The sequence below is a fragment of the Bacillus thuringiensis genome, assembly GCF_022095615.2.
Classification (GTDB): domain Bacteria; phylum Bacillota; class Bacilli; order Bacillales; family Bacillaceae_G; genus Bacillus_A; species Bacillus_A cereus_AG.
The window spans coordinates 1563249-1582611 of the sequence record NZ_CP155559.1; the positions used below are offsets into that span (position 1 = coordinate 1563249).

Genomic DNA, 19363 nt, shown 5'->3' on the forward strand with positions numbered 1-19363 from the left:
ATATGTTTTTTGTATGGAAAAGGAGCCAGTCTCTTTTGGAATTAGACAAACGCCTGTATGGTTATTTTGATTGTATGTTGGGCTAGTGATATGTGAATGAATTGTTATATAATTTGCGATTTGTTCATAAAAAATATAAAAATTGTAAAAAAAACCATTTTTATATTTTTTTATGAGAAGATTTGTACTATAATTTTACAAGTAATATTATGGGAAAAGGGAGTTTTAGTAAAGAGATGGAGATGGGAAAATTACACAATAAAATAGAAAACAAAAAGAAAGAGCTAATCCAACTTGTTGCTAGACATGGATTGGAACATGATAAAGTTTTGTTATTTAGCCGAGATTTAGATATACTTATTAATAAGTTTATGAATGTAAAAGATAAATTACATAAATAATTTGTAGTTTTTTATATTAGGATATTTTGCGAAAAAGGAGAGAAAATTATTTGGAACATTTACAAGAAGAGTTATATAAACAAATAAAAGAAGAAAAAGGTATTGTTACAGTTTTTTTAAAGAGTGGCGTTAGAATAGTAGGAGAAATTGTTGCGATAGACAAATTTACCGTTTTAATGTTAGTTGATGGAAAACAACAACTGATTTACAAGCAGGCTGTATCAACGATAATGAAATAAGACACTCAATTTGAGTGTCTTTTCATTATCGTTTGCAAGCTTCCACGTCAATGCCGGCTGCTAGTAATTTCTTTTCTCCATCTTGTTCAATCATTTTTTGTAATTTAGATAGGAAAGAATCAAAGTTTGTATGCTTTGCTACTTGGAATGTCATTTTATGCTCAATTGGAAGCCACGTATCAATATCAGCTTCGTTATGTTGAATTTTCACCTCAAGCTTATCAAGTGCGTTAGCTACTTTTGCTTCGTACGTTTCTTTCGCTTCAAACTCCATCCATAAATCATATAATTCCTGACCGAGAGAACCTTCTAATGTTCGTTTAATATTTAAAATGGCTTCTTGCTCATTTTTTTGTTTTTGTAATTGTAATTCATGACTATTCATTGTATCAAAAGCAGGAATATCACCAGCTTCAGCTTCGACTAGGTCGTGAATAATGACCATTTTAAGTAATTTTTCAATGTTTACTTTTTGATCTAAATAAGGCTCAACTAAAATGGCCATTAGAGACATGCGCCACGTATGTTCAGCAACACTTTCTTGACGTCCGTTAGAAAGCCAGCTGTGTCGCATTTCATATTTTAGTTTTTCTGCTAGTGCAATGACTTGTAAAATATTATGTTCCATCGTGATCCTCCTCATATTTCCATACTATAATTCTAATATGGAAATGAAATGTGTCAATTCTATGAGTATATTGCGATAAATAGATGATAAGCGTATAATACTTAATATATGTGAAAACACATTATTAAAATAAAAAAATGTTTTATAAAAATGAAAAGGGAAGGGCCGGAATATGGGAGACGAAAATCAAGTGTTTGCTAGACCAGAAAGAAAAAAAAGGAAGTTTGATATTTCTAGCCCAGTGGGCATAATAGTAGGTTTTGCTATTGTAATAGCGGCAATTATGATTGGCGGCGGCGGAGTAAAAGCTTTTAAAAACTTTTTAGATGTTTCATCTATTTTAATTGTCATAGGGGGAACTACAGCGACAATTGCTGTGGCATATCGATTTGGAGAAATAAAAAAATATACGAAAAGTATTTTTACTGTTTTACATAGAAAAGAAGAAGATTTAGAACAGTTAACGGATTTGTTTGTCGATTTTTCGAAAAAGTCTAAAAAACACGGTTTGCTTTCTTTAGAAGTTGATGGAGAGCAAGTAGACAATCCTTTTATTCAAAAAGGAATTCGATTAATGTTAAGTGGTTACGATGAAGATGAATTAAAAGAAGTGTTAATGAAAGATGTTGAAACGGAAGTGTATGAGTTAAGAAAAGGGGCAGCATTACTAGATAAAATTGGCGATTTCGCTCCAGCTTGGGGCATGATAGGGACTTTAATCGGTCTAATCATTATGCTTCAAAACTTGCAAGACACATCGCAAATTGGTACAGGGATGGCAGTTGCGATGTTAACGACATTGTATGGGTCAGTACTTGCGAATATGATTGCAATCCCTCTTGCTGAAAAAGTGTATCGTGGTATTGAAGATTTATATACAGAGAAGAAGTTTGTTATTGAAGCGATTTCAGAATTATATCGTGGTCAAATTCCTTCTAAATTAAAGTTGAAACTCGATACATATGTATACGAAACAAAGATAAAAAAGGTAAAACGAGCAGCCTAATATTTCAAGGAGTGGTATGGTTATGATGCAACGACCGCAAAAGGGATCGCCTCGTTGGATGACGACTTTTACAGATTTAACGATGTTATTATTAACTTTCTTTGTATTACTAGTTGCTACATCAAAGCAGGATGCAGTAAAATTGTCACAGATGCTTGAAAAGTTTAGTGACGTGGAGCAAGTAGATGCAAAAGTAATGGAAAATACAATACCAGATATTTCACATGAAAAAAATGATGAAAAAATGGTCTCTAAAAAGAGAATGGACGAATTATATAAAAAGTTAAAAGCATATGTAGATAATAACGGTATTAGTCAAGTGAATGTATATCGAGAGGATACGGGAGTAAGCGTCGTTATAGTAGATAATTTAATATTTGATACGGGTGACGCGAACGTTAAACCAGAAGCGAAAGAGATAATAAGTCAATTAGTTGGGTTTTTCCAATCAGTACCAAATCCGATTGTTGTTGAAGGGCATACAGATAGTAGACCTATTCATAATGACAAATTCCCTTCTAACTGGGAGCTGTCTTCAGCAAGAGCAGCAAATATGATTCATCACTTAATTGAAGTGTATAATGTGGATGATAAAAGGTTAGCTGCGGTAGGATATGCAGACACAAAGCCAGTAGTACCAAATGATTCACCGCAAAATTGGGAGAAAAACCGTCGCGTTGTCATTTACATAAAAGAATAGTATATTATCATTTTAATAATAAAATAATGAAAATACGAAAATTCTTTTAAAAAAATATTAAATTTTATCATTTTATTTTGTATAATGAGTGAGAATGATAAGGTGAAATATTAAGATATATTTATACATAGAAGGAGAGAATTAAAAAGAATGGCACATAAAATTTTAGTTGTAGACGATGCGATGTTCATGCGAACGATGATTAAAAACTTATTAAAAAGTAATTCTGAATTTGAAATTATTGGTGAAGCAGAGAATGGAGTAGAAGCAATTCAGAAGTTTAAAGAACTTCAACCGGATATTGTAACATTAGATATTACTATGCCAGAAATGGACGGACTTGAAGCATTAAAAGAAATTATTAAAATTGATTCAAGTGCAAAAGTTGTTATTTGTTCTGCAATGGGACAACAAGGTATGGTATTAGATGCAATTAAGGGTGGGGCAAAAGACTTTATTGTAAAGCCATTCCAAGCAGATCGCGTAATTGAAGCTTTAACAAAAGTAGCAAACAGCTAATATAGAAGGGGCGCCACAAGGAATCTAAACATTGATAGCGGATATGCGTGTGGCCCCCTTTTTTCTTGCTTTAAAACACTAAATTGTTATACATGAATGAAATGTTTGTTAGACAGGTAGGGGATTAAAATGCAAACAGATCTATTAAATATATTTTTTGAGGAATCAGAAGAACATTTACAATCGCTAAATGAAAATGTGCTAACTTTAGAACAAAATCCCACTGATATGGATGTTGTGGGAGAAATATTCCGCTCAGCCCATACATTTAAAGGTATGTCAGCGAGTATGGAATTTACGGAAATGGCGGATTTAACGCATAAGATGGAAAACGTTTTAGATGAAATTCGTCATGGGAATATAGTTGTAAATGCAGAGATTATTGATGTGATTTTTGAGTGCATTGATAATTTGGAGAAGATGGTTGCAGATGTGCAACAAGGCGGAATGGGCAATATTGATGTAATTACAACTAAGCAGAAATTAGAAGCATTATTGAATGGCAATGTAGAAACTCCTGCGGAATATATTGAGCAAGAACCTATAAATAATGATGCAGTTTCACATGAAGTGCATATAACTGTTGAGCAACAAGCTATTTTAAAAGCAGTACGTGCAATTATGTGTATTGAAGCACTGCAAAATGTAGGTAATGTACAAAAAACAGTTCCAAGTATTGAGGAAATTGAAGCAGATGCTTTCGGGTTTGAGTTCACAGTATTTATGGATACTGATCAAAGTGAAGAAGAATTAAAACAAGTAGTGCTTCATGTTTCTGAAATTGAGAAAGTAGAAGTGAAGCAAGGACATACATTAAAAGAAGTAGTCTCGAAAGAATTGGGTACACAAGAAGCTGTGCAGGAAGATTTACAAGCGGCTACGCATGTGGAACCAACTAAAGAAGAATCGAAGCAATCAGCTAATGCTACACCAGCTAAAAGCGCTGCAAAAACGAAAAATGGTAAAGTGGAAAATCGTTCCATACGTGTTCAATTAGAAAAAATTGAAAGATTAATGAACATGTTTGAAGAAAGTGTAATTGAGCGTGGCCGTATAGATGAATTGGCACAAGCAATTCAAAACAAGGAATTAATTGAGCATTTAAATCGATTAGGCGATATTTCAAAAGATATTCAAAATGTACTACTAAACATGCGTATGGTACCAATTGAAACGGTATTCAATCGTTTCCCGCGTATGGTACGTATGTTAGCGAAAGATTTAGGGAAGAAAATCGATTTACAAATTACAGGTGAAGACACCGAAGTTGATAAAATTGTTATTGATGAAATCGGTGACCCACTCGTTCATTTAATTCGTAATGCAATTGATCACGGTGTTGAAACAGTTGAACAACGTCGTGATGCAGGTAAAAATGAGACAGGTACGATTAAATTAGAAGCGTTTCATAGTGGAAATCATGTCGTTATTCAAATTACGGATGATGGAAATGGTATTCATAAAGGGAAAGTATTAGAAAAAGCGATTAAAAATGGTGTTGTAACAGAATCTGAGGCAAATAAATTAACGGACCGTGAAGTATTTGATTTAATCTTCCAACCAGGATTTAGTACAGCTGAAGTTGTATCAGACCTTTCTGGGCGTGGCGTTGGATTAGATGTAGTGAAACATACGATTCATAGTTTAGGTGGACATTTAATTATTGATTCTGAAGAAGGAAAAGGTAGTACATTTAGAATTGAACTGCCATTAACGTTGTCCATTATTCAATCTATGCTTGTTCAAACGAATGATAAACGTTATGCTTTCCCTCTTGGTAATATTGTTGAAGCAATTCGGATTAAGAGAGAAGACATCCAATCCTTACAAGGAAAAGATGTGTTAAATTACCGTAATCAAATTATTGAAGTGAAGCATTTAAGTACTGTATTTGGTGAGAAAACAGTAGATGAGGCGTTTGCGTCATATGATGGTCAAATGGTTCCTGTGTTAATTGTTCGTAATACACATCGCAGCTATGGACTTATTGTAAACACAATTATCGGTCAAAGAGAAATAGTCCTAAAGTCATTAGGTGACTTCTTTGCAGAGAGTTCTAACTATTTCTCTGGTGCGACGATTCTCGGTGATGGACGAGTGGTCCTCATTTTAAACCCAGAAGGTTTATAATAGGAATGAAGGAAAGCTCCCCACTTGTATACAATTGGGGAGCTTTTTGGTTAATCGTTACTAATCTAAAAATGGGAATAAATACATATTAACGTTTTATATAATAAGTTTGTTAAAATAAAATGAGAGTTTATATCATTTGATAGAAAAACAGAAATGAGGAGGCAGAGAAAATGCCTGAGCAACACACAAAAGGGGATACGAGCACAATTGTGCTAGAAAAAGAAAATGAGCATTTAACGCCTCAAGAATGCGATATTCTTGGCGAAATTGCAAATATATCATTTGGTTCAGCTTCGACTGTATTATCAACAATCTTAAATAGGCAAGTAAGCATTACTGCTCCTCGTATAGAATTGGTAGATTTATATGATTCAAGCGACGTCGAAGTTCCACACGTTGTATTAAACATTCATTTTACAAAAGGATTAGATATGGAAAACCTTCTTGTCCTTAAGCAAGATGTTGCATTATCCATTGCTGATTTAATGATGATGGGAACAGGTGAAGTGGAAGACGGAAAAGAACTTGGTGAATTAGAGCTAAGTGCTGTACAAGAAGCGATGAATCAAATGATGGGGTTCGCAGCTACATCTATGTCTGAATTCTTCCAAGATACAGTAGATATGTCTCCGCCGACAATTAAAGTTGTAAAGTTATCAGAAGAAATGGAGAAAATCTCTGAAATCGATGGGAATCATACGATTGTTAAAGTATCGTTTGATTTAAAGATAGATAATCTTGTAAGCTCTAAACTTGTGCAAATTGTTTCAGTTGAACATGCGAAACGAATGGTAAATAAATTAATGCAATTATCTGGTGACGTAGAAGAGCAAGACGAGCCAGCAGAAGTAGTGGAAACTGAGATTGTAGAAGAAGTTGAAAAAGAGCATTTAACACAAGAAGAGAAGGATGTCCTTGGTGAAATTGCAAATATTTCAATTGGTTCCGCTTCAACAGTATTGTCAACACTTTTAAATCAGCCAGTTACAATTAGTACGCCGAATGTAGAATCAATCAATGTTCGTCATTATGACGGAGTACCAGTCCCATTTGTTATTTTAAATGTTGATTTTGTTGAAGGACTAAAGAATGAGAATGTATTCGTATTTACGAAAGATGTCGCTTTAACAATGGTAGATTTAATGATGATGGGAACAGGAGAAGTTGATCCAGAGAAAGAACTTAGTGAATTAGAATTGAGCGGTATTAAAGAGATCATGAACCAAATGATGGGGCATGCTGCGACGGCGATGTCAGAAATGTTTCAAGAAAAAATGGACATGACACCACCAAATGTTAAATTCGTAACGTTAAAAGAAGAAATGGAATATTTGGGAGAGTCAATGAAAGTGGACGAACTCGTCCAAATTACGTTCAACCTTGAAATTGGCGACCTGCTTCAATCGAAAATGTATCAAATTTTACCGATTTCAGAAGCGAAAGAAATGGTTAAAAGACTTCTATATCCAATGATGGAAGAGGAAGAAGAGATTGTTACGGAAGAAATTGAAGAAGAAAAAAATGTAGAACCTGTTGTGCAACCTATTGAATTTAAAGAAGTAAAACAAATGGAACCAGTATACATGGACACATCCATCTTACAAAATGTAGAAATGAATGTGAAATTTGTATTTGGAAGCACAGTGAAAACAATTCAAGATATTTTAAGTTTACAAGAGAATGAAGCGGTTGTACTAGATGAGGATATTGACGAGCCAATTCGTATTTATGTAAATGATGTATTGGTGGCGTATGGTGAACTTGTAAATGTAGATGGATTTTTCGGAGTAAAAGTGACGAAATCACTATAAGGCGTTGAAATAGTAGATGAAAAGCGTAAAGGTCTTTCTAATTTGCTGGCTATGCATACATGTATGCTTGCTCTTCCCGCTGCAAAGTCAGGCGGAAGAGCAAAATGTGCCAGAACAAAAATTAAATGAAGTGAATGTGCAAGAAGAAAATAAAGAAGTTCAAGAGCAGCCAGAGCAAGAAGAAATGAAGCAAGATAATGAGAAACAACAAGAAGTAGCAAATGAACAAGAAATCGAAAAAAAGATAGAGACGGATCAAGGGGTTATTACAGTAAATAAGCCAGAATTAAAAGTTGGCGAAGAAGTGCGGCTTATTGTAGAACCGAAAGAGCAAAATGTTCAAAGTATAAAAGGTATTTTGCGCTTGCCAAAAAAAGGCGATCAGTATGAACAAGAAAGAATTCTATCGTTTAAGTATGAAGAGGAAACGAAGCGATGGATTGCTAACTACAAGGTCGAGACTTTTGATTTGCAAGGTGATTGGAACCTTCAGCTCATTCAAAGTTACAAAGAAAATGAGAAAGAAGAGCTTGTAGAAAATGAAGTGAAAGTCCCGCTCATTCGTATAAATAATGAAGTGCCAACTCTAGATAAAGAGTTACCGAAGTTGCATAAAGTTACGATTGATGAGACGAAGGGAAACGTAATTGAACGAAAACAAGGCGATTCTATACGTGTGCGAGTGAAGGCGACAGACGTAGAATCAGTTGTGAAAGAAGTCCGTGTGATATTAAAGGGGAAAGAAAATAAAGAGATTACCTTTTTATTAGATTACAATAGGCGTGATATGGATTGGCAAAAAGTATTTGAAATAACGGATACGTTGCCAATTGGCACATACGAACTAGTTGTAGAGATAGTGGATGCGGCCGGCAATAAACTGGTTGAGGCAAGTGAGTATATCGTTTCTGTTTTGGAGCAAAAAACAGAAGAGGATAAAAAGGTAGAAGAACGAGAGAAAGAAGAGAAATTAGAAGATAAGAAAGAAACTGAGAAGCAGGAAGACTCGAAAGTAGAAATCCCGCTTCCAGAAGAAAAACCGCCAGTTGTTCAAATTCCGAAAAAAGAAGAGAATGTAAACGGTCTTATAAAAGAACCATTGAAAGAGAAAGAAAAAATTACTTATGTTATAAAAGAGCCTTTCACAGACAACAAGGAAGTAAATAAAGCGAAGGCACAAATAGATAAAGATAATAACAATCAAGTCATTTCGAAAAAGAAAGAGAAAAAAGAAAAGCCAGAAGATAAGAAAGAAGCTAAAAGTGAACAGGGAATACAAGCTTCTAATGTATTTGCCATCATGTCAGGTTTATTCGTATTGTTTTTAGTTTTAAAAAGTAATAAAGAATGGGGCTAATAATTTCATAGTAGTGGAGGCGCTTAGATGGAGATTAAACGTACGACAATTGAAAATAAGACGCTACAACCATTAAAACAGCCTGCAGCTATTTCGGAACATGAAATCCAGAAAGAACGAAAGCATAGTAATCTAGTGTTTACTGGACAGTCTAAGATTATTTCGAGAAATAATGAAATAGGGATTTTACTTGCGAGTTTAGGTGATGGAAAGGTTATGAAGGAAATGCTTTCTAAAGAGATGGATACAGTGTTACAACTCTTTAAAAAGTTGCATACGTTATCTGGAGAAGGGAAGCAAACAGAAAAAGTATTTGAACAAGTAATGAGAAGTTTACAAGGGCTTGTTAAGCAGGCGCATATAAAAGAACTTCCTTTGTTAGATGGAACGTATGATTTCGCAGAAGTACAACTATCATTTGGTAGAAAGGTACATATTCCGTTATTAGATGTAAGTGCACTCATTTCTAGAGTGGAAAGTGATTCTTCAGAAGGAAATATAAATTTAATGGTAACGGTTATTACTGCTTACATAACGAAATTGTCTAACGAAACTATTTTAATTAGCGTTACAGATCGCACTGCTAAAGAGCGGGATGTAAGTGTATGGAGAGCGCTCGCAGAAATGAATATGACACAATTATCACAGGCCCTGAAACAAACGATGCAAGAACATAAATGGTCTATGACATTTCTTTTTCTCTTTGTATGGATTGTTGCTATTATTTTAATTCGAGTTATATAAAAAGGTCGTCACTTTACATTGTGACGACCTCTTTTATATTTTTTCGTAGAAGAATGTATCAAATCTCTGAAGATTATAACGTTCGGGTGTTAAAATTTGTTCTGTGCTACCAACAAATAGCACCCCGCCTTTTCGTAAAGAGCGACTAAACTTTTCGTAAAGTTTTACCCTTGCTTCTTCAGTAAAGTATATCATTACGTTGCGACAAATGATTAAATCGTAATTTGTATCGAACGACTGCATTAACAGGTCATGTTGTTTGAACGTAACGTTTTGCTTAATGTTTTGATGTAATGAATATATATCATTCTCTTTTGTGAAATGACGTTCTTTCAAATCGGTAGGTAATTCTTTTAAAGAACGTTCTGTATATTGACCGCGTTTTGCAGTTTCTAAAATGTGAAAATCAAGATCTGTTGCTTGTATTTCAAAACGAAATGGAGCTAAATGTTTCGATAAAATTAAAGAGAGTGTATATGGTTCTTCACCTGCGGCGCAAGCGGCACTCCATACTTTTAATTTTCCGTTATTTTGTTCAAGTAATTTTGGTAGTGCTTTCGTTTCTAACGTTTGCCAACGTTCTTTATTTCTGAAAAATTCTGAAACGTTAATTGTAATATAATCAATAAAACTTAAAAATAAATTTTGATCGGTACGTAAATTACTTAAAAAATTAGTGTAGTTCTCAAAACTTTTTCTCGAAATAAAAGCATCGATTCTACGACGCATTCTATCTTGTTTATATGAAGCGATATCCATATTAAATTGTTGTTTAAAACTCGCGATAAAATGATCATAATCTTGTTCAATTATCATATTTATAATAGGCACAATAACGATATTGTGCCTCCCCCTTTACATCATACGGATTTTTTGTTCAAAGTTTTTTTTCATCTGTTTTTCATGTAAACCAGGTAAATCATAAATAACAGCATCAATTCCTGCATCTTTTGCAACGTCAACGGGAATGACAGATGTATGCTTGTCCCCATTATAAAAACAGAGAACTAAATCGGTATCTTCAATTATTTGTTTTACAAAAAACATATAATCCGATCGGTAAATGGAGTCGGAAGGATGATCAAAAGCGACATACTCGGCTCCGTGTCTTTTTAAGTAATCAACGACCTCTTGAAATTCATCTGTTAATGATTGTAACGGCTGTAGTGTGTAAAGGCATAAATTTTGAGCGAGTCTTTCGTTTTCGATGAAAAAACGAAGAATCTCATTTTCGATAGATTTATAACATAATATGTAAATTTTATGTTTGTGAGCATAGTCAGTTAAAAATTTTTTTATTTCTTCTTGATCTAATGCTGTTAATTGATTTGAACCACAAAGAAAAATATTCATAGATTTGTGCCACCTCATGCTAAATTGTAACATATCTTTTATAAAAAATAACTGCAAAATATTAGTGTTCAGAGTATAATTATAAATAACTGGATTTTACGATTAAGTTTAGGAAGAAATAAAAAAATAAATAGGTGATATATATATGCTGCGTTCGATCTCACATAATCCGATTTTATCGCATATACCGCCTGCTACTCAAATGCCGAAAGAAGCAAATGTCAGGACAGGACTTGCATTTTCGGATAATTTGCATGCAGATCCGAAAAAAGATAAATTGCTAGAACAAATGGAAGCATTTGTCGATAACATTGGAGAAATTAAAGAGAAAATTGAAATGGAATTAACGCTTGATAATGTAATGGAATACAAAAATACAGTAAAATCATTTTTGAATTTTTACGTAGATAATGTATTGCAATATAAAGACGTCATGTCTCGTCATCCGCGTTACGGATATTCACAGAAAATGACGATTGTGAAACAGGCGGAAATGGGATTAAATGAGTTAGAAGATGTTATGAATTTAATTAATACGAAAACGGGACATTTAGAAATGTTAAATCAGATTGGAGAAATCCACGGCTTAATTGTAAATTTAGTCTTGTAAAAGGGAAGGAAGCTATATGTACATACAATTATATGAAAAACTCGTTATTATTCAAAAAGCATATGAAAACATTCAAGTGCTTGGAGAACAAATATATGAGAATTTAAAACATAAAAATGTAAATGCAGTTCAAAAGTTACAAGTAGAGCAATTGCAGTACATTGATGGTTTAAAAAAGTTATCAAGTTCATTTGAAGAAATGGTTGTTCAGTTTTGTAAAGAACAGGGCGTGGAATCATTTCGCGTAAGTGCGTTATTTTCGTATTTTTCTCATGAAGAAATAGAAAAAATGGAAGAATTACAAAAAAATGTAGCTGAATTAGAAGAGAATATAAAAATGATTCTTTTGAAAAATCAATATTACTTAAACGTACTATTAAAAACTACAGAAAGTATTGTGGATTCCGTTTCTGAATATAATTTAGAGCGAAACAATAATTCACAAATCTTTATGAACGAACTATTGTAAAGGGGAAGTGAAACATTATGAGACTATCTGATTATAATACGCCGTTATCGGGTTTGTTAGCGGCACAAATGGGATTACAAACGACGAAACAAAATTTATCTAACATTCATACGCCTGGTTATGTGCGTCAAATGGTGAATTACGGATCGGCTGGAGCAAGTCAGGGCTATTCACCAGAACAAAAAATAGGTTATGGTGTACAAACGTTAGGCGTTGACCGTATTACAGATGAAGTGAAGACGAAACAGTTTAACGATCAATTATCTCAACTCTCTTACTATAACTACATGAATTCGACTTTATCACGTGTAGAATCTATGGTTGGAACGACAGGAAAGAATTCATTATCTAGTTTAATGGATGGCTTCTTTAATGCCTTTCGTGAAGTTGCAAAAAATCCAGAACAACCAAATTACTACGATACATTAATTTCTGAAACTGGGAAGTTTACAAGTCAAGTAAATCGTCTAGCGAAAGGCTTAGATACAGCAGCAGCACAAACGACAGAAGATATTGAAGCGCATGTCAATGAATTTAATCGTCTTGCTGGCAGCTTAGCGGAAGCGAATAAAAAAATTGGACAAGCAGGTACACAAGTGCCAAATCAACTTTTGGATGAACGTGATCGTATCATTACAGAAATGTCTAAGTACGCAAATATAGAAGTGTCTTATGAATCTATGAATCCTAATATCGCGAGTGTTAGAATGAATGGTGTTTTAACAGTAAATGGACAAGATACGTATCCGCTTCAATTAAATAAAGAAAAAGAACCAATGACTGCTGAAATTTACGGTTCGGAAATTCCTTTAACGAGTGGAGCAATCCAATCAGCGATCGATACGAAAGCGAAGATTGCTAGTTATAAGAAAAACCTTGAAGAATTAATGAGCTCTGTAAAGAATGAAGTGAACACAGTAATGGGAAAAGAGTTCTTCGTTGGAGATCAAGCGAAAGATATGAAATTAAACCCTGAATTTGCAAAAGATGTTTCGAAAATGAAAATATCTGCTGAAACAGCAAATAAACTAGCAGCAATTACAGATGGAAATTATAAAGAAGGTCTTTCTTATAAACAAGCATTAGACCAATTCGTAGTTGGTGTTGCATCCGATAAAAGTGCAGTGAATGCTTATCAAAAAATTCATGGGGATTTATTAGAGGGGATTCAGCAAGAAAAAATGGGTGTTGAAGGCGTTAATATGGAAGAGGAAATGGTTAATTTAATGGCCTTCCAAAAATATTTCGTTGCAAACTCTAAAGCTATTACTACGATGAATGAAGTGTTTGATAGTCTATTTTCGATTATTCGATAAGTGATAGTAATTGATTGGAAATATATAAGGAGGAGATAGAAATGAGAGTATCTACATTTCAAAATGCAAGCTGGGCAAAGAATCAGTTAATGGATTTGAATGTGCAACAACAATACCACCGAAATCAAGTAACTTCAGGGAAGAAAAACCTTCTTATGAGTGAAGATCCACTTGCAGCAAGTAAATCATTTGCGATTCAACATTCATTGGCAAATATGGAACAAATGCAAAAAGATATAGCGGATTCGAAAAATGTGTTAACACAAACTGAAAATACTTTACAAAGCTTGTTGAAGTCTTTAACAAGAGCAGATCAATTAACAGTACAAGCATCAAATGGAACAAATAGTGAAAAAGAATTGAAGGCTATTGGTGTAGAAATTGATCAAATTTTAAAACAAGTTGTATATTTAGCGAATACGAAAGAGCAAGGCCGTTATATTTTCGGTGGTGATAGTGCAGAGAAGCCACCGTTTACAGAAGATGGTACATACCAAGGTGGAAAAAATGATGTGAACTGGCAACTAAATGACGGTTATGAATTCAAAGCGTTCCGTAACGGAGAAGCATTATTATCCCCAGTTATAAAAACGTTAAAACAGATGAGTGAAGCGATGCAAAACGGTGACCCAAAAGCGTTAAAACCGTTATTAGAAGGAAATAAGCAAAACTTAGATGGCATCATTAATCGTACAACTGAAGTGGGTTCGACAATGAACACAATGGAGACGTTTAAAACAATTTTAAGCGAGCAAAATGTAGCACTTCAAGAAAACCGTAAAGAAATTGAGGATGTTGATTTAGCGGTCGCAATTTCTGATTTAGCTTATATAAACGCAACATACGAAGCAACATTAAAAGCTGTTAGTACGATGAGTAAAACGAGTATTTTAGATTACATGTAAATGATAAGGAGTGAAAAATATGGCAGGGACAATATCTAATTATGGTGACAGACAGCAAATATGGAATTTAGGAAATAACATGATAGATACAAAGAAGTTAGTAGATTTAGAGTTACAAGCATTGGAAATGAAAAAATCACCATATACTACACAAAAACAAACGTTAACAAATGAAAACAAAGTGTATGCGAGCATGAAAAAAGAGTTTGCAAGTTTTGTGCAAGTATTCAAAGATTTAAACACATTTAAAGGTGATGAAAAGAAAACAACTCTATCCAAAGATGGTTTTATGACAGCACAGGCGGATGCTGCTGCAATTCCTGGAACATACACAATTACAGTAGAGCGAGTAGCAGAAAGGCATCAAATAACTACAGCGCCACTTACTCCCCCAAAAACTCCTGAAGGTACGGAGCAAAAATTCAGTTTAGATTTAAAGCTTGGAGTAGATGATGCATTTCAGATAAATGGAAAAGAAGTTAAAATTTCGGAAGATATGACGTATAAAGATCTTGTCAATAAAATTAATAATGGAAATTATGGTGTATCCGTATACACGTTAGGGGATCAACTATTTTTCACATCTACTATTGCAGGAAAAGAGGGAGAGCTGAAATTAACGGATGGTGCCAATGGCTTTTTACAAAATATAGGGCTGGTTACTTCTGCGAAAAATACGGATGGAACGAATGCCATTGCACATCAAGTGACAGGAGCAGTAAATGCGGAATATACAATAAATGGAATTAAAGGAACTAGTAAAACAAATAAGATTGATACAATTCCAGGATTAACTATTAACTTAGAAAAGGTAACTACAGAGCCAATTAAATTAGCTATCGAAGATTCAGATATAAAAAATTCGATAGATTTAATCAAAAAAATGAAAGATGAGTATAATAACGCTGTTAAAAGCTTAGATTTGTTTTCTGGTGAAAATGGAGTAATGCAAGGGAATAATGTTTCATTTGCTATCAGTAATGCAATGACAAGCATTTTTAGATTTTCCCAAGATGATAAGTATTTATTTTCTTTTGGGATTCAAATTGATAAAACAGGAAATATGACTCTTGATGAAGAGAAATTGAAAATAGCTTTTAAAGAGAATCCAGAATCTACAAAACAATTTTTCTTTGGTTTTAATGGCATTGGTCATGATATAGATAAAAAGCTCGAGGGAATCTTTGGAGATGAAGGGATTATTGGAAAACGCTCTAAAAGTATTGAAAAGCAAGTAACTGATTTAGAGAGAAAAATTCAAGATATTGATACAATTAATAAGAAAAAACAAGAATCAATTATTGATAAATATGCAAAGTTGGAAAGCCAGCTAGCATTGCTTGATAGTCAGCTGCAGACAATCAAAGCAATGACAAAAACAAAAAGTGATGATTAATGAAAGCTGAGGAAGTGATTATATGCAAGCATGGCAACGTTATATGCAAAACGATATTATGACGAGTAATCCGATTAAAAATACAATATTTATTTATGAAAGATGTATCGTAGAGTTTCGTAAATTGGAAGAGCTTTTAAATACATTTAAACTTCAAGAAGGAGACGACCTTCTTGAAAAGTTAGAACGTATATTTGAAGAGTTGAAGCTTCAATTAAATCCTGATATTTCGAAAGATTTATATGACAGTTTATTCGGTTTATACGATTGGATTAGCATTCAAATTCAAACGATGAAAGTAACGCGTGAAGCAAAAGACATTGATGTGATTGTACAAGTGTTACAAGATTTAATAGACGGTTACCGTGGAGCGCTCGAAAATGAACAATGATATTTATCGGATGTTTGTCGGCTGTTTTAATGAAATCGGTGAATTGCAGGTTTCAGATGAAGAGTTTGCTGAGAAAAGTGGGATGTTAAATCGTTGGATGATGACATTGGATGAAGAAACGCGCACGCAAGTTGCAACGGAAGTTACCCCGTGGATTATTAAGGCAGCGCAGCATATTCGAGATAAGCAAAAGATTTTGGAAGAAATGATTATGGAAAATGATGGGCGAATGAAAGCTAATTCATTTTATGGTAAATATTAATGATAAAGTATGGAAACGGATTCCCCTTTTTAAAAGGGAATCCATTCCTTGTTTAAATAAAGAGTTCCGCTGATTGAGGTTTCACTTTATGCCTGTAATGAGAAAGTAATCTAAAAAATATAAAAATTGACTTTGGTTTGTATTTCATATATTGAAATATTTCATGGATTACTACGTGTATACATTTTTTTGTATTCTTTTTTATATTTTTGTATTTTTCTAAAGACAACAATGGAAAAATGGAATAAAATATGTAAGGGTACATGATTGTTAATATTTTAATAAACACATATAAGAAAATAAATAATGAAGTGAAACTTCCATCAGTGGATCATTAAGTTAAAAAAGAAAGGGTGTGAAATATGCCAGATTTAGTGAGTGATGTAGGCCATTACATGAATTATTTAGTGACGAAACGAAATACCGTTTCTAGTAATATTGCAAATGCGAATACACCCGGCTATAAAGCACAAGATGTAACATTTGCTGAGCAAATGAATAAAAGTAGTGCATTATATAAGAACAATGCTGCGGACTTAAAGAGCAATCCAAATTTATATCAAACGAATGAAATGCACTTACCGACAGTGAATGCGAAAAATACATATGCAAAGATGCAAACAAAATCAATGCAAACGAATAAAGATGGAAATAGTGTGGATGTAACGACAGAAATGCTAGATTTAATGAAAGCAAATCAGTTATACGGTATTTCAGTTAACGCGATTAATACACAATATGCAATTAACCAAGCGGCACGCGGACGTTAAAAGTAGAAGGAGAGACAACGATGTTTCAGGCAATTAATGCAAGTGGCTCAGGGCTAACGACAGCGAGAAAGTGGATGGAAGTTACTTCTAACAATATTGTAAATGCAAATACAACGGCTGCTCCGGGGGCGAATTTATATGAGCGTCGTAGTGTAGTGCTAGAATCAAACAATAGTTTTGCAAATATGTTAGATGGGTCTCCTACAAATGGAGTAAAAATAAAAAGTATTGAAGCAGATAAAACTGAAAACTTAGTGTATGATCCAACACATCCGCATGCAAATGAAGAAGGATATGTACGTTATCCAAATATTGATGTGACTGCTGAAATGACGAATGTAATGGTTGCCCAAAAAATGTACGAAGCGAATACAAGTGTATTAAATGCGAATAAAAAAATGCTTGATAAAGATTTAGAAATTGGTAGAGGATAAGGGGGAATATAGTAATATGAAAATCCAACCGATGTTAAATACGCAACCATTTGGAGCAATTCAGTCAATTGGTGCACCGAAAACGTCTCAAACATCTGTAGTTGAGGGGAAAAAGTTTATTGATTTATTGGAAGATATGAATCAAACGCAAAACAATGCGCAAACAGCAGTATACGATTTACTAACTAAAGGGGTAGGGGAAACGCATGACGTTTTAATTCAGCAGAAGAAGGCAGAGTCCCAAATGAAAACGGCTGCTCTCGTACGTGATAATCTTATTGAAAATTATAAGTCACTAATTAATATGCAAATTTAGGAAAGTGGACGGGTGTGTTTAAATGGAAAAGATAAAAAATGTTATCCAATCATTAAAAACGTGGCATAAGTTAGTAATCGGTGCTGCGCTTTTAGCGATTGTAACAGGAGCACTTTTATACTTCACCTTGCCAGATAAATATGTTGTTGTATATCAAAATTTAAATGATACAGATAAGCAAGAGATTACAGCAGAATTATCGAAGTTAGGTGTCGATTATCAATTAGCGGCCGATGGTTCGATTCGTGTGCAAAAGAATGATGCTCCATGGGTTCGAAAAGAAATGAATGGGATGGGCTTACCGTTTAATTCTAAAAGCGGTGAGGAAATTTTATTAGAAAGCTCGCTCGGTTCAAGTGAGCAAGATAAAAAAATGAAGCAAATTGTCGGTACGAAAAAGCAATTGGAGCAAGATATCGTAAGAAACTTTGCGACAGTTGAAACGGCAAATGTTCAAATTACATTACCTGAAAAAGAGACAATTTTTGATGAAGAAAAAGCAAAAGGAACAGCGGCAATTACTGTAGGTGTGAAACGTGGCCAATTATTAACGGCAGATCAGGTTGCAGGTATACAGCAAATGATTAGTGCAGCAGTTCCAGGTGTAAAAGCAGAAGAAGTAAGTGTGATTGATAGCAAAAAAGGTATTATCTCAAAAGGAGCAGATGAAGCGCATTCTACTAGTTCCTCTTCTTATGAAAAAGAAGTAGAGATGCAGCAACAAATTGAAGGTAAATTAAAGCAAGATATTGATGCAACGTTAATGACGATGTTTAAACCGAATGAATATAAAGTGAATACGAAAGTGTCTGTAAACTATGATGAAGTTACACGCCAGTCAGAAAAATATGGTGATAAAGGTGTACTTCGTAGCAAACAAGAGCAAGAGGAAAGCTCTACTGCACAAGAAGGAGCAGAGACGAAGCAAGGCGCTGGTATTACAGCGAACGGCGAAGTGCCAAACTACGGTACGAACAATAATCAAAATGGTAAAATCGTCTATGATAATAAAAATGGTAACAAAATTGAAAACTATGAAATAGATAAAACAGTTGAAACAATTAAGAAACACCCAGAATTAACGAAAACAAATGTTGTAGTATGGGTAGACAATGATACGTTAGTAAAACGAAAAATGGATATGACTACTTTCAAAGAAGCAATCGGCACAGCTGCTGGCCTTCAAGCTGATCCGAATGGAAACTTTACAAACGGTCAAGTTAACGTTGTAACTGTTCAGTTTGATCAGCCGAAAGAGGAGAAGAAGAAAGAGCCAGAAGAAAGCGGTATAAACTGGTGGTTATTCGGTGGAATTCCAGCTGGTTTATTAGCAATTGGTGGTCTAGTATGGTTCTTATTAGCAAGACGTAAGAGAAAGAAAGAAGAAGAGGAATATGAAGAATACTTAGCAGAAGAGGAAATTGCTGCAAGTAATGAAAGTATTATGGAAATTCCTGAAGAAAAAATAGTACCAGAGCCAAAACCAGAACCAGAAGAACCGAAAGAACCAACGTTAGATGAACAAGTGCATGATGCTACGAAAGAACATGTAGAAGGAACTGCAAAAGTAATTAAAAAATGGTTAAATGGACAGTAAGGGAGG

The 19363-nt window shown here is 34.0% G+C and carries 23 protein-coding genes; 20 read left to right on the top strand and 3 right to left on the bottom strand.

The window, feature by feature from the left end; translation table 11 throughout:
* Nucleotides 1–182 precede the first annotated feature (182 nt).
* A complete protein-coding gene (locus KZZ19_RS08110) occupies nucleotides 183–401 on the top strand; it encodes an aspartyl-phosphate phosphatase Spo0E family protein (protein ID WP_071743560.1) in 219 nt (72 codons plus the stop codon).
* Nucleotides 402–451: 50 nt separating this feature from the next.
* On the top strand, nucleotides 452–640 hold the full coding sequence (hfq, locus tag KZZ19_RS08115; protein WP_000400662.1) for an RNA chaperone Hfq: 189 nt from the start codon (nucleotides 452–454) through the stop codon (nucleotides 638–640).
* Nucleotides 641–665: 25 nt separating this feature from the next.
* On the opposite strand, the gene KZZ19_RS08120 is transcribed toward hfq, so the two are convergent.
* A complete protein-coding gene (locus KZZ19_RS08120; RefSeq protein ID WP_097817780.1) occupies nucleotides 666–1268 on the bottom strand; it encodes an HD domain-containing protein in 603 nt (200 codons plus the stop codon).
* 172 nt (nucleotides 1269–1440) lie between these two features.
* Here KZZ19_RS08120 and KZZ19_RS08125 point away from each other — a divergent pair, with 172 nt between their 5' ends.
* The 7 genes from KZZ19_RS08125 (at nucleotide 1441) to KZZ19_RS08155 (ending at nucleotide 9538) form a co-directional block, all read left to right on the top strand.
* Nucleotides 1441–2274: a flagellar motor protein MotP gene (locus KZZ19_RS08125; protein ID WP_237981904.1), complete on the top strand. Its 834-nt coding sequence runs from the start codon at nucleotides 1441–1443 to the stop codon at nucleotides 2272–2274.
* A gap of 22 nt (nucleotides 2275–2296) precedes the next feature.
* Nucleotides 2297–2974, top strand: a complete 678-nt coding sequence (locus tag KZZ19_RS08130; protein ID WP_016134059.1) for an OmpA family protein — start codon at nucleotides 2297–2299, stop codon at nucleotides 2972–2974.
* A gap of 150 nt (nucleotides 2975–3124) precedes the next feature.
* The gene (locus KZZ19_RS08135; protein ID WP_000940570.1) at nucleotides 3125–3493 is read left to right on the top strand and encodes a response regulator; all 369 of its coding nucleotides are present in this window, start codon (nucleotides 3125–3127) and stop codon (nucleotides 3491–3493) included.
* Nucleotides 3494–3622: 129 nt separating this feature from the next.
* Nucleotides 3623–5623 (top strand): chemotaxis protein CheA, encoded by a 2001-nt coding sequence (locus KZZ19_RS08140; protein ID WP_061680536.1) that lies wholly within the window; start codon nucleotides 3623–3625, stop codon nucleotides 5621–5623.
* 173 nt (nucleotides 5624–5796) lie between these two features.
* Nucleotides 5797–7437, top strand: coding sequence for a flagellar motor switch protein (locus KZZ19_RS08145; protein ID WP_237981905.1), 1641 nt, complete (start codon nucleotides 5797–5799; stop codon nucleotides 7435–7437).
* A gap of 16 nt (nucleotides 7438–7453) precedes the next feature.
* Entirely contained in the window at nucleotides 7454–8794 is a 1341-nt protein-coding gene (locus KZZ19_RS08150; RefSeq protein ID WP_097817778.1) for a transglycosylase, read from the top strand.
* 27 nt (nucleotides 8795–8821) lie between these two features.
* A complete protein-coding gene (locus KZZ19_RS08155) occupies nucleotides 8822–9538 on the top strand; it encodes a hypothetical protein (RefSeq protein ID WP_097817777.1) in 717 nt (238 codons plus the stop codon).
* Between the two features lie 33 nt (nucleotides 9539–9571).
* Here KZZ19_RS08155 and cheR read toward each other — a convergent pair whose 3' ends face one another.
* Both cheR and KZZ19_RS08165 read right to left on the bottom strand, forming a co-directional pair.
* Nucleotides 9572–10354 (bottom strand): protein-glutamate O-methyltransferase CheR, encoded by a 783-nt coding sequence (cheR, locus tag KZZ19_RS08160; protein ID WP_141434893.1) that lies wholly within the window; start codon nucleotides 10352–10354, stop codon nucleotides 9572–9574.
* A 39-nt stretch (nucleotides 10355–10393) separates the two neighbouring features.
* Complete coding sequence (locus KZZ19_RS08165; protein ID WP_061680540.1) at nucleotides 10394–10891, bottom strand: hypothetical protein; 498 nt, start codon at nucleotides 10889–10891, stop codon at nucleotides 10394–10396.
* Nucleotides 10892–11036: 145 nt separating this feature from the next.
* Between KZZ19_RS08165 and KZZ19_RS08170 the strand changes: the two genes are divergently transcribed.
* From KZZ19_RS08170 to KZZ19_RS08220, 11 genes are all read left to right on the top strand, one after another.
* Nucleotides 11037–11501, top strand: a complete 465-nt coding sequence (locus tag KZZ19_RS08170) for a YaaR family protein (protein WP_000946323.1) — start codon at nucleotides 11037–11039, stop codon at nucleotides 11499–11501.
* Between the two features lie 16 nt (nucleotides 11502–11517).
* Complete coding sequence (locus tag KZZ19_RS08175; RefSeq protein ID WP_237981906.1) at nucleotides 11518–11970, top strand: hypothetical protein; 453 nt, start codon at nucleotides 11518–11520, stop codon at nucleotides 11968–11970.
* A 17-nt stretch (nucleotides 11971–11987) separates the two neighbouring features.
* A complete protein-coding gene (flgK, locus tag KZZ19_RS08180) occupies nucleotides 11988–13286 on the top strand; it encodes a flagellar hook-associated protein FlgK (RefSeq protein WP_064476546.1) in 1299 nt (432 codons plus the stop codon).
* Between the two features lie 41 nt (nucleotides 13287–13327).
* Nucleotides 13328–14191, top strand: a complete 864-nt coding sequence (locus KZZ19_RS08185) for a flagellar hook-associated protein 3 (RefSeq protein ID WP_098115407.1) — start codon at nucleotides 13328–13330, stop codon at nucleotides 14189–14191.
* Nucleotides 14192–14210: 19 nt separating this feature from the next.
* Nucleotides 14211–15587: a flagellar hook-associated protein 2 gene (locus tag KZZ19_RS08190; protein ID WP_097817773.1), complete on the top strand. Its 1377-nt coding sequence runs from the start codon at nucleotides 14211–14213 to the stop codon at nucleotides 15585–15587.
* Nucleotides 15588–15609: 22 nt separating this feature from the next.
* Nucleotides 15610–15978, top strand: a complete 369-nt coding sequence (fliS, locus tag KZZ19_RS08195; protein WP_097817772.1) for a flagellar export chaperone FliS — start codon at nucleotides 15610–15612, stop codon at nucleotides 15976–15978.
* Entirely contained in the window at nucleotides 15968–16240 is a 273-nt protein-coding gene (locus KZZ19_RS08200) for a flagellar biosynthesis protein FlgG (RefSeq protein ID WP_097817771.1), read from the top strand. The genes fliS and KZZ19_RS08200 overlap by 11 nt, the downstream gene beginning before the upstream one ends.
* 362 nt (nucleotides 16241–16602) lie before the next feature.
* The gene (flgB, locus tag KZZ19_RS08205; RefSeq protein ID WP_097817770.1) at nucleotides 16603–17010 is read left to right on the top strand and encodes a flagellar basal body rod protein FlgB; all 408 of its coding nucleotides are present in this window, start codon (nucleotides 16603–16605) and stop codon (nucleotides 17008–17010) included.
* A 20-nt stretch (nucleotides 17011–17030) separates the two neighbouring features.
* Nucleotides 17031–17444: a flagellar basal body rod protein FlgC gene (gene flgC, locus KZZ19_RS08210; protein ID WP_042511534.1), complete on the top strand. Its 414-nt coding sequence runs from the start codon at nucleotides 17031–17033 to the stop codon at nucleotides 17442–17444.
* A gap of 16 nt (nucleotides 17445–17460) precedes the next feature.
* Nucleotides 17461–17760, top strand: a complete 300-nt coding sequence (gene fliE, locus KZZ19_RS08215) for a flagellar hook-basal body complex protein FliE (RefSeq protein ID WP_000701682.1) — start codon at nucleotides 17461–17463, stop codon at nucleotides 17758–17760.
* A 22-nt stretch (nucleotides 17761–17782) separates the two neighbouring features.
* On the top strand, nucleotides 17783–19357 hold the full coding sequence (locus KZZ19_RS08220; protein ID WP_048566831.1) for a flagellar M-ring protein FliF C-terminal domain-containing protein: 1575 nt from the start codon (nucleotides 17783–17785) through the stop codon (nucleotides 19355–19357).
* Nucleotides 19358–19363: the final 6 nt, after the last annotated feature.

Excerpts from the sequence above, each read along its gene's own strand:
- KZZ19_RS08190 (WP_097817773.1), top strand. The coding sequence starts at position 14,211 with ATGGCAGGGACAATATCTAATTATGGTGACAGACAGCAAATATGGAAT.
- KZZ19_RS08140 (WP_061680536.1), top strand. The coding sequence starts at position 3,623 with ATGCAAACAGATCTATTAAATATATTTTTTGAGGAATCAGAAGAACAT.
- KZZ19_RS08130 (WP_016134059.1), top strand. The coding sequence starts at position 2,297 with ATGATGCAACGACCGCAAAAGGGATCGCCTCGTTGGATGACGACTTTT.
- KZZ19_RS08120 (WP_097817780.1), bottom strand. The coding sequence starts at position 1,268 with ATGGAACATAATATTTTACAAGTCATTGCACTAGCAGAAAAACTAAAA.
- KZZ19_RS08135 (WP_000940570.1), top strand. The coding sequence starts at position 3,125 with ATGGCACATAAAATTTTAGTTGTAGACGATGCGATGTTCATGCGAACG.
- KZZ19_RS08170 (WP_000946323.1), top strand. The coding sequence starts at position 11,037 with ATGCTGCGTTCGATCTCACATAATCCGATTTTATCGCATATACCGCCT.
- flgK (WP_064476546.1), top strand. The coding sequence starts at position 11,988 with ATGAGACTATCTGATTATAATACGCCGTTATCGGGTTTGTTAGCGGCA.
- flgB (WP_097817770.1), top strand. The coding sequence starts at position 16,603 with ATGCCAGATTTAGTGAGTGATGTAGGCCATTACATGAATTATTTAGTG.
- KZZ19_RS08200 (WP_097817771.1), top strand. The coding sequence starts at position 15,968 with ATGAACAATGATATTTATCGGATGTTTGTCGGCTGTTTTAATGAAATC.
- KZZ19_RS08185 (WP_098115407.1), top strand. The coding sequence starts at position 13,328 with ATGAGAGTATCTACATTTCAAAATGCAAGCTGGGCAAAGAATCAGTTA.
- flgC (WP_042511534.1), top strand. The coding sequence starts at position 17,031 with ATGTTTCAGGCAATTAATGCAAGTGGCTCAGGGCTAACGACAGCGAGA.
- KZZ19_RS08155 (WP_097817777.1), top strand. The coding sequence starts at position 8,822 with ATGGAGATTAAACGTACGACAATTGAAAATAAGACGCTACAACCATTA.
- KZZ19_RS08165 (WP_061680540.1), bottom strand. The coding sequence starts at position 10,891 with ATGAATATTTTTCTTTGTGGTTCAAATCAATTAACAGCATTAGATCAA.
- fliS (WP_097817772.1), top strand. The coding sequence starts at position 15,610 with ATGCAAGCATGGCAACGTTATATGCAAAACGATATTATGACGAGTAAT.
- KZZ19_RS08220 (WP_048566831.1), top strand. The coding sequence starts at position 17,783 with ATGGAAAAGATAAAAAATGTTATCCAATCATTAAAAACGTGGCATAAG.
- cheR (WP_141434893.1), bottom strand. The coding sequence starts at position 10,354 with ATGATAATTGAACAAGATTATGATCATTTTATCGCGAGTTTTAAACAA.
- KZZ19_RS08175 (WP_237981906.1), top strand. The coding sequence starts at position 11,518 with ATGTACATACAATTATATGAAAAACTCGTTATTATTCAAAAAGCATAT.
- KZZ19_RS08145 (WP_237981905.1), top strand. The coding sequence starts at position 5,797 with ATGCCTGAGCAACACACAAAAGGGGATACGAGCACAATTGTGCTAGAA.
- fliE (WP_000701682.1), top strand. The coding sequence starts at position 17,461 with ATGAAAATCCAACCGATGTTAAATACGCAACCATTTGGAGCAATTCAG.
- KZZ19_RS08125 (WP_237981904.1), top strand. The coding sequence starts at position 1,441 with ATGGGAGACGAAAATCAAGTGTTTGCTAGACCAGAAAGAAAAAAAAGG.
- KZZ19_RS08150 (WP_097817778.1), top strand. The coding sequence starts at position 7,454 with ATGAAAAGCGTAAAGGTCTTTCTAATTTGCTGGCTATGCATACATGTA.